The organism is Streptomyces sp. NPDC090021, from assembly GCF_044748225.1.
GTDB lineage: Bacteria > Actinomycetota > Actinomycetes > Streptomycetales > Streptomycetaceae > Streptomyces.
Genome location: NZ_JBIVFO010000055.1, coordinates 1 through 3,384 on the forward strand (window position 1 = coordinate 1; position 3,384 = coordinate 3,384).

Here is a 3,384-nt window from a genome sequence, read left to right on the forward strand (position 1 = left end):
CCTCGTACTGGGCGTACTTGGACGATCCCGACAACGCGGCGAGCGTGCGTACCAGGCGTCGTGGGGCAGGCGGGACTTTCGAAACACGCCCTAGCGGCCGCGCCGGCCCGCCGTCGTCGCACGACGGCGGGCCATCGCGAACAGCACGGCGGCGCCGACGGCCAGGGCCCCGGCCCCGGCGACGGCGATGGACGGAGTGGCGCTGTTGCCGCCGGTCTCCGCCAGGTTGCCGCTCGCCGGCGTGCCCGGGTCCGCCGGGTCCGCGGAGGCGGGCGAGGACGAGGACGGGGACGGGAGGGAGGCGCCGGCCGCGCCGTTCGTCTTCGGGTCGTTGTCGCCGTGGCCGTTGTGCTCCACCGAGGACTTGCCGGCGCCGTCGGCGATCTGCCGGTCGGTCGGGGCGGAGGGCTTGTCGGCCGGCTTGGACCCGGTGCCGGTGCCGGTGCCGATGCTGGGCCTGGTGCCGGGGGAGGCTCCCGTACCGCCGTTGCCCCCACTGCCCCCGTTGTCCTTGCCGAAGACCACGTCCGAGCAGGTGTAGAAGGCCTCCGGGCTGTCGGAGCGCTGCCAGATGCTGTAGATCAGGTGGCGGCCGGACTTGTTCGGGACGGTCCCGGAGAAGACGTAGTCGCCGTTCTGCATGCCCGGGTCGGTGACCTTCGCGAACGGCGCGGGCTCCAGGTCGGACCACTTCAGCGGCTTCGACGGGTCGTAGCCGTCCTTCGTCACGTACAGCTCGAAGGAGCCCTTGTGCGGGGCGGTCCCCTTGTAGCGGAAGGTGTGCGGGCCGGCGGACATCGGGCCGGCCGGCCAGTCGCCGCGGGCGAGGTCCAGGCCCCGGTACTTGTCGTTGCCGGCCGAGCAGAGCTGGCCGTTGGGGATCAGTGCCTGGTGGTTCCCGGCCGCGTTGGCGATGTTCACGGCGTTCCAGTCGTAGAACGCCTGCGTCCCGCTCGCGGCCACGGCCGCCTTGCACGCCGCCGACTTCGGCGACTCCGGTCCCTCCGCGTAGCACGCCGCGACCCGGCTGACCGGGTCCGTCATCGAGCCGTGTGCGGCCGCGGGCACGGCGGCGTACGCGACCAGCGCGAGCGGGGCGAGACCGGCGGCGGCGATACGGGTCGGCGTCACGGTGCGGCGGCGTGCGGACATGAGGGCTCTCCTTCGGGCAGAGGCAGGGGCGTGCCGACGGAATCGGGCTCGGGGGCGCCGCCCCCGGCGGCGCCACGACCGGCCCTTCCTGTCCTGGCCCCGCCAAGCTAGCCCCCGGACCACGTCCTTTCGCCGCCCCGACCGCCTGGGAGAGGATCCTTAGGATCCGCTTAAGGCTGGGACAAGCACCGCCTCAGGAACCGGCCCCGGCCCCTGCGGAACCGGTGCTTCGGGGGAGGAGCGCGGCCAGTCCGGGCCCGGAGCGGGCCTGGTCGTCCAGGGCGTCGAGGGCGCGGACCGCCTGGGCCGCCGCCTCCGGGTCGCTCGTCGCCAGCCCGCTCCCGGCGAACTCGTCCTCGTCCAGCCGCAGCACCGACGTCCCGTCCGCCGAGACCCACAGGTCGAGGTCCAGGTCCTCCACCAGGATCTCCCCGCGTCGGACCAGGGCCGGGCGCGTCACGTCGCAGTACCAGCCCTTCAGGACGCCGTCGCCCGTCCACACCTCCTTGACCGCGTACCACCGCGTCCGCCAGAAGTGTTCGACGAACACGTCGCCCGGCTCGAAGCGGACGAAGCCGAAGTCCCTCACGCCCTCCGCGGCCCACGGGGCCCGTACGGAGATGCGGTCGCCGTCGTCGGCGACCTGCGTCGCCGGATAGCGGATCTTGGTCCGGCCCGCCTTGGTCAGGACGACGGTCAGTTGCTCGGCCACGGGGTCCCCAGCCTCCTCGTGAAGCGCGTCTCGGTCGCGCAGATCTCGTACCCGAACCATCTGTTGATGGCGAGCATCGGCTCGTTGCCGCTGTCGTTGCCGGTGAACGCCTCGGTGTACCCGGCCGCGCGGGCCCGGTGCAGGGAGGCGTTCTTGGCGAGTTTGGCCAGGCCGCGCCCCCGGAAGGCGCGCAGCGTGCCGGTCATCGCCGAGCCGTAGCGGGTGGCGCCGTCGGTCCGGGCGGCACTGAAGGCCACCGCCTGCCCGTCGACGAGAGCGACGGTGGTCAGCGTCCTGTCGAGGGAGGGGGCGTGCCAGGTGTGGTTCAGCCAGTCCTGGTAGTCGTCGAGGTCGGCGCCCACGTCACCCGGTTCGTCCGCCGTCGCCTCGGCGTCGATCGCGAAGAGGGGACGAGGGTCCGCGGCGAAGGCTTCGGCGGGCAGCAGCTCCACCCCGGCCGGGAGGGCGTCGGGGAGGGCGGGCAGCTCGGCCGCGGCCAGGTCCAGGCGCAGGAAGTGCGCGGAGCGGCCGGGGCGGTACCCGTGCCGCTCGGCGAAGGCGCGGTGCGCGGGCTCGTCGAGGACCCAGGCGTACGAGTCCACCGCACCCCGCGCGGCGAGGTGCTCCTCGGCCGCGCGGAGCAGCAGCCGGCCGGCACCGAGGCCGCGGCGGGCGGGGTCGACGTAGGCGTTGACGTAGCCCTGGCCGGGCTGCGGGCTGTCGTGGGCGATGCCGACCCTGGCGGTGCCGAGGACCTCTCCGGCCGGGGTCTCGGCGACGAGGACGCGGTGGTGCTTCGCGGGATGGGCCGAGGAGAGCTCGAAGGTCACGTCCCCGGCGCTGGTGATCAGGAAGGGCAGGGCCGCGCGGCGCACCCGGACCACCGACTCCACGTCCGGGAGGTCGTCCGGACGGAGATCACGGATCAGAACGGTCATGCGCCGGACGCTACGTGCGCGCTCGCGCCCGGCGCCTCCCAATTAACCGCCGATGGTGGACAATCAGCCGCGTGAGCTCGACGAACCTGAAGATCACCATCGACGGCTCGGCCGGGTCGGCCGCCCCGTACGAACAGTTGCGCGCGCAGATCGCGGCCCGGGCCCGGTCCGGGAAGCTGCCGGCCGGCTTCAAGCTGCCGACGGTACGGGGACTGGCGGAGGACCTGGGGCTGGCCGCCAACACCGTCGCGAAGGCCTACCGGGCGCTGGAGGCGGACGGGGTGATCGAGACGCGGGGCCGCAACGGGACCTTCGTCGCGGCGGCGGGGGAGGGCGCGGCGCGCGAGGCCGCGTCGGCCGCGCAGGCGTACGCGGAGCGGGTGCACCGGCTGGGGCTGACGGAGGCCGAGGCGATCGCCGCCGCCACCGAAGCCCTCCGGGCCCGGTACGCCGCCACGTAGCCGCGGCCCGGCCGCCGGGGGCTCCGCCGCCGGTGGGCCGGGCCGCGCCTCGTGCCTTGAGCACGGGTGGGGCTGCACCTCGGTCTGCGTCCGTCCGCCGCCGGTGGGCCGGGCCGCGCCT

General features: G+C 74.5%; 4 protein-coding genes. 1 reads left to right on the forward strand and 3 read right to left on the reverse strand.

Annotated elements, in window-relative coordinates:
* Positions 1 to 90: 90 nt before the first annotated feature.
* From ACIPXC_RS31600 to ACIPXC_RS31610, 3 genes are all read right to left on the reverse strand, one after another.
* A complete protein-coding gene (locus tag ACIPXC_RS31600) occupies positions 91 to 1,152 on the reverse strand; it encodes a lytic polysaccharide monooxygenase (RefSeq protein WP_401624903.1) in 1,062 nt (353 codons plus the stop codon).
* 193 nt (positions 1,153 to 1,345) lie between these two features.
* Positions 1,346 to 1,924 carry a DUF402 domain-containing protein gene (locus ACIPXC_RS31605; RefSeq protein ID WP_401624906.1) on the reverse strand — a complete coding sequence of 193 codons (579 nt, stop codon included), beginning with the start codon at positions 1,922 to 1,924 and terminating at the stop codon, positions 1,346 to 1,348.
* On the reverse strand, positions 1,849 to 2,802 hold the full coding sequence (locus ACIPXC_RS31610) for a GNAT family N-acetyltransferase (protein WP_401624909.1): 954 nt from the start codon (positions 2,800 to 2,802) through the stop codon (positions 1,849 to 1,851). Before ACIPXC_RS31610 ends, ACIPXC_RS31605 begins: the two co-directional genes overlap by 76 nt.
* 71 nt (positions 2,803 to 2,873) lie before the next feature.
* Here ACIPXC_RS31610 and ACIPXC_RS31615 point away from each other — a divergent pair, with 71 nt between their 5' ends.
* Positions 2,874 to 3,263, forward strand: a complete 390-nt coding sequence (locus tag ACIPXC_RS31615; protein WP_401624912.1) for a GntR family transcriptional regulator — start codon at positions 2,874 to 2,876, stop codon at positions 3,261 to 3,263.
* Positions 3,264 to 3,384: the final 121 nt, after the last annotated feature.